This window comes from Ralstonia insidiosa (assembly GCF_008801405.1).
In the GTDB taxonomy this organism is placed as follows: domain Bacteria; phylum Pseudomonadota; class Gammaproteobacteria; order Burkholderiales; family Burkholderiaceae; genus Ralstonia; species Ralstonia insidiosa.
The window spans coordinates 1-5,729 of record NZ_VZPV01000009.1; the positions used below are offsets into that span (position 1 = coordinate 1).

2 tRNA genes and 3 rRNA genes are annotated in these 5,729 nt (G+C 52.9%); all 5 read right to left on the reverse strand.

Annotated elements, in window-relative coordinates:
* Positions 1-273: 273 nt before the first annotated feature.
* A 5S ribosomal RNA gene (gene rrf, locus F7R11_RS26845) occupies positions 274-386 on the reverse strand.
* A gap of 116 nt (positions 387-502) precedes the next feature.
* Positions 503-3,381 (reverse strand): 23S ribosomal RNA (locus F7R11_RS26850).
* A 268-nt stretch (positions 3,382-3,649) separates the two neighbouring features.
* Positions 3,650-3,725: transfer RNA gene (locus tag F7R11_RS26855), tRNA-Ala, on the reverse strand.
* Positions 3,726-3,761: 36 nt separating this feature from the next.
* A tRNA-Ile gene (locus F7R11_RS26860) sits at positions 3,762-3,838 on the reverse strand.
* 60 nt (positions 3,839-3,898) lie between these two features.
* Positions 3,899-5,436 (reverse strand): 16S ribosomal RNA (locus tag F7R11_RS26865).
* The 16S, 23S and 5S rRNA genes sit together here with 2 tRNA genes alongside, the layout of an rRNA operon.
* Between the last annotated feature and the right edge of the window lie 293 nt (positions 5,437-5,729).

Here is a 5,729-nt window from a genome sequence, read left to right on the forward strand (position 1 = left end):
CAAGGCCACGGTTTAGGTCCCTGCATGCTGCACAACCCGAGCTACGACTTCAACGACGAGCTGCTGGCGTTGGGCGCGACGTACTGGGTGAGGCTGGTGGAGCGGTACCTGGCGCGGGGCTGAGGTTGTTTGGAGCAGCAGAGCGCAAGAAGCCACCCGTTGGGTGGCTTTTTTGTTGGGCTGTTGCGGCAGGGAGGCAGCGGTGGTGCTGCGTTTTGGAGGCGTAAAAGCAAACACCCCAGCTCGAGTTGAGCTGGGGTGTTTTGAGGGAGAGCCTGGCGATGACCTACTTTCACACGGGAATCCGCACTATCATCGGCGCGGAGTCGTTTCACGGTCCTGTTCGGGATGGGAAGGGGTGGTACCGACTCGCTATGGTCACCAGGCTATGACTTGTTGCGTCGTTGCGTTTGAGGGCAACGTCGCCAATATGGGAATGTAGTTTAGGTTGTGACTTGTGTATCAGGCACAAGGCAGACCCAGCCGGAAACATACCGGTTATAGGATCAAGCCGCACGGGCAATTAGTACTGGTTAGCTGAACGCATTACTGCGCTTCCACACCCAGCCTATCAACGTCCTGGTCTCGAACGACCCTTCAGGGAGATCAAGTCTCCAGGGAATCCTCATCTTCAGGCAAGTTTCCCGCTTAGATGCTTTCAGCGGTTATCTCTTCCGTACATAGCTACCCTGCGATGCCTCTGGCGAGACAACAGGTACACCAGCGGTACGTCCACTCCGGTCCTCTCGTACTAGGAGCAGCCCCCGTCAAGATTCCAACGCCCACGGCAGATAGGGACCAAACTGTCTCACGACGTTTTAAACCCAGCTCACGTACCTCTTTAAATGGCGAACAGCCATACCCTTGGGACCGGCTACAGCCCCAGGATGAGATGAGCCGACATCGAGGTGCCAAACACCGCCGTCGATATGAACTCTTGGGCGGTATCAGCCTGTTATCCCCAGAGTACCTTTTATCCGTTGAGCGATGGCCCTTCCATACAGAACCACCGGATCACTATGTCCTGCTTTCGCACCTGCTCGACTTGTCGGTCTCGCAGTTAAGCACGCTTTTGCCATTGCACTTTAGGTACGATGTCCGACCGTACCAAGCGTACCTTCGAACTCCTCCGTTACACTTTGGGAGGAGACCGCCCCAGTCAAACTGCCTACCATGCACTGTCCCCGACCCGGATTCACGGGCCAAGGTTAGAACCTCAAACAAACCAGGGTGGTATTTCAAGGTCGGCTCCACCGAAACTAGCGTCCCGGTTTCAAAGCCTCCCACCTATCCTACACAGATCGGTTCAAAGTCCAATGCAAAGCTACAGTAAAGGTTCATGGGGTCTTTCCGTCTAGCCGCGGGGAGATTGCATCATCACAAACACTTCAACTTCGCTGAGTCTCGGGAGGAGACAGTGTGGCCATCGTTACGCCATTCGTGCAGGTCGGAACTTACCCGACAAGGAATTTCGCTACCTTAGGACCGTTATAGTTACGGCCGCCGTTTACCGGGACTTCAATCAAGAGCTTGCACCCCATCATTTAATCTTCCGGCACCGGGCAGGCGTCACACCCTATACGTCCACTTTCGTGTTTGCAGAGTGCTGTGTTTTTATTAAACAGTCGCAGCCACCATTTTATTGCAACCCCTTCGTCCTTCTGGCGCGAGCCAGTCAAACTACAAGGGCGTACCTTATCCCGAAGTTACGGTACCAATTTGCCGAGTTCCTTCTCCCGAGTTCTCTCAAGCGCCTTAGAATACTCATCTCGCCCACCTGTGTCGGTTTGCGGTACGGTCTCGTATGACTGAAGCTTAGAGGCTTTTCTTGGAACCACTTCCAATTGCTTCGCGACCTAAAGTCGCTCGCCCCACACCCTTGAATCACGCACCCGGATTTGCCTAAGTGCCATCTCCAATGTAGGGACCGGGACATCCAACACCCGGACAACCTTCCGCGATCCGTCCCCCCATCGCATCATACGACGGTGCAGGAATATTAACCTGCTTCCCATCAGCTACGCATCTCTGCCTCGCCTTAGGGGCCGACTCACCCTACGCCGATGAACGTTGCGTAGGAAACCTTGGGCTTACGGCGAGGGGGCCTTTCACCCCCTTTATCGCTACTCATGTCAGCATTCGCACTTCTGATACCTCCAGCATCCTTTACAAGACACCTTCACAGGCTTACAGAACGCTCTCCTACCATGCACTTACGTGCATCCGCAGCTTCGGTATATTGCTTAGCCCCGTTACATCTTCCGCGCAGGACGACTCGATCAGTGAGCTATTACGCTTTCTTTAAAGGGTGGCTGCTTCTAAGCCAACCTCCTGACTGTTTTAGCCTTCCCACTTCGTTTCCCACTTAGCAATATTTAGGGACCTTAGCTGGCGGTCTGGGTTGTTTCCCTCTTGACACCGGACGTTAGCACCCGATGTCTGTCTCCCGTGATTGCACTCTTCGGTATTCGGAGTTTGCTATGGCGGGGTAATCAGCAATAGACCCCCCAACCATGACAGTGCTCTACCCCCGAAGGTGAGACACGAGGCACTACCTAAATAGTTTTCGGAGAGAACCAGCTATTTCCAAGTTTGTTTAGCCTTTCACCCCTATCCACAGCTCATCCCCTAACTTTTCAACGTTAGTGGGTTCGGTCCTCCAGTACGTGTTACCGCACCTTCAACCTGGCCATGGATAGATCACTTGGTTTCGGGTCTACACCCAGCGACTGAACGCCCTATTCGGACTCGCTTTCGCTACGCCTTCCCTAATCGGTTAAGCTTGCCACTGAATGTAAGTCGCTGACCCATTATACAAAAGGTACGCCGTCACCCGTTTCCAGGCTCCGACTGTTTGTATGCATGCGGTTTCAGGATCTATTTCACTCCCCTCCCGGGGTTCTTTTCGCCTTTCCCTCACGGTACTGGTTCACTATCGGTCGATTACGAGTATTTAGCCTTGGAGGATGGTCCCCCCATCTTCAGACAGGATTTCACGTGTCCCGCCCTACTTGTCGTACACCTAGTTCCACAATACTGCTTTCGCATACGGGGCTATCACCCGCTATGGCCGGACTTTCCATTCCGTTCTGCTAGCAATACTGCTAAAGAGTACAAGGCTGATCCCATTTCGCTCGCCACTACTTTGGGAATCTCGGTTGATTTCTGTTCCTACAGCTACTTAGATGTTTCAGTTCGCTGCGTTCGCTTCCCTTGCCTATGTATTCAGCAAGGGATGACCCATACGGGCCGGGTTTCCCCATTCGGACATCTGCGGATCAAAGCTTGTTTGCCAGCTCCCCGCAGCTTTTCGCAGGCTACTACGTCCTTCATCGCCTGTAATCGCCAAGGCATCCACCACATGCACTTATTCGCTTGACCCTATAACGAGTATGTCTCGTTACAGGCTGAGTTCTCGCGTTGTGCCGTATTCCAAGACAATCTTTCGATTGCTCTGGTAATACTGGTTGATACAATCACAACCCAGTGTCGCGTTACTACCGAGCATCTCATCAATGCTCCGCGACACCTTTACTACATTCCATATTGTTAAAGAACAGCCGAACTTTTACGCTCGTCTTGGCTAAGCCAAACGCAAACACCATCGACATCACTTCGTCGATGCTTGCGTTTGGTAACCAAAAGGTTTTGGTGGAGGATGACGGGATCGAACCGACGACCCCCTGCTTGCAAAGCAGGTGCTCTCCCAGCTGAGCTAATCCCCCAGTCACGGCAGAGTACTTCTTCCACCGTCCGTAACTTGGTGGGTCTGGTAGGACTTGAACCTACGACCCCCGCCTTATCAAGACGGTGCTCTAACCACCTGAGCTACAGACCCTTGGCTGTAACATCAAACAAACCGATAAGTGTGGACGCCTAACGTCGGATGCACGCTCTTAAAGGAGGTGATCCAGCCGCACCTTCCGATACGGCTACCTTGTTACGACTTCACCCCAGTCATGAACCCTGCCGTGGTAATCGCCCCCCTTGCGGTTAGGCTAACTACTTCTGGCAAAACCCACTCCCATGGTGTGACGGGCGGTGTGTACAAGACCCGGGAACGTATTCACCGCGGCATGCTGATCCGCGATTACTAGCGATTCCAGCTTCACGTAGTCGAGTTGCAGACTACGATCCGGACTACGATGCATTTTCTGGGATTAGCTCCACCTCGCGGCTTGGCAACCCTCTGTATGCACCATTGTATGACGTGTGAAGCCCTACCCATAAGGGCCATGAGGACTTGACGTCATCCCCACCTTCCTCCGGTTTGTCACCGGCAGTCTCTCTAGAGTGCCCTTTCGTAGCAACTAGAGACAAGGGTTGCGCTCGTTGCGGGACTTAACCCAACATCTCACGACACGAGCTGACGACAGCCATGCAGCACCTGTGTCCACTTTCTCTTTCGAGCACCTAATGCATCTCTGCTTCGTTAGTGGCATGTCAAGGGTAGGTAAGGTTTTTCGCGTTGCATCGAATTAATCCACATCATCCACCGCTTGTGCGGGTCCCCGTCAATTCCTTTGAGTTTTAATCTTGCGACCGTACTCCCCAGGCGGTCAACTTCACGCGTTAGCTACGTTACTAAGGAAATGAATCCCCAACAACTAGTTGACATCGTTTAGGGCGTGGACTACCAGGGTATCTAATCCTGTTTGCTCCCCACGCTTTCGTGCATGAGCGTCAGTGTTATCCCAGGGGGCTGCCTTCGCCATCGGTATTCCTCCACATCTCTACGCATTTCACTGCTACACGTGGAATTCTACCCCCCTCTGACACACTCTAGCCGTGCAGTCACCAATGCAATTCCCAGGTTAAGCCCGGGGATTTCACATCGGTCTTGCACAACCGCCTGCGCACGCTTTACGCCCAGTAATTCCGATTAACGCTTGGACCCTACGTATTACCGCGGCTGCTGGCACGTAGTTAGCCGGTCCTTATTCTTCCGGTACCGTCATCCACACCTAATATTAGTAAGTGCGATTTCTTTCCGGACAAAAGTGCTTTACAACCCGAAGGCCTTCTTCACACACGCGGCATTGCTGGATCAGGGTTGCCCCCATTGTCCAAAATTCCCCACTGCTGCCTCCCGTAGGAGTCTGGGCCGTGTCTCAGTCCCAGTGTGGCTGATCGTCCTCTCAGACCAGCTACTGATCGTCGCCTTGGTGAGCCTTTACCTCACCAACTAGCTAATCAGACATCGGCCGCTCCTATAGCATGAGGCCTTGCGGTCCCCCACTTTCACCCTCAGGTCGTATGCGGTATTAGCTAATCTTTCGACTAGTTATCCCCCACTACAGGGCACGTTCCGATGTATTACTCACCCGTTCGCCACTCGCCATCAATCTAGCAAGCTAGATCATGCTGCCGTTCGACTTGCATGTGTAAGGCATGCCGCCAGCGTTCAATCTGAGCCAGGATCAAACTCTTCAGTTCAATCTGCTGTTTTTCGCTCTATTACGAGCGGTCGCTCACTCTCAGAATCTGACTTGAACTTTCGTTCAAACCTTACTTCTGTGCGAGCACTTCATTACTTGTAAGCTAACGAACTTGCGTTCGCCGCATCCAGTATTAAGCGCCCACACTTATCGGCTGTTTGTTTGTTAAAGAACTGCGCGATCAACTTTGTTCACCGCGTCGCTGCGTTTGCTGCAGCAGAGAAACGAGATTATGCAGAGCTTTTTCGTCGCTGTCAACAACTTGCTGAAGAATTTTTATCGTTCAACGCG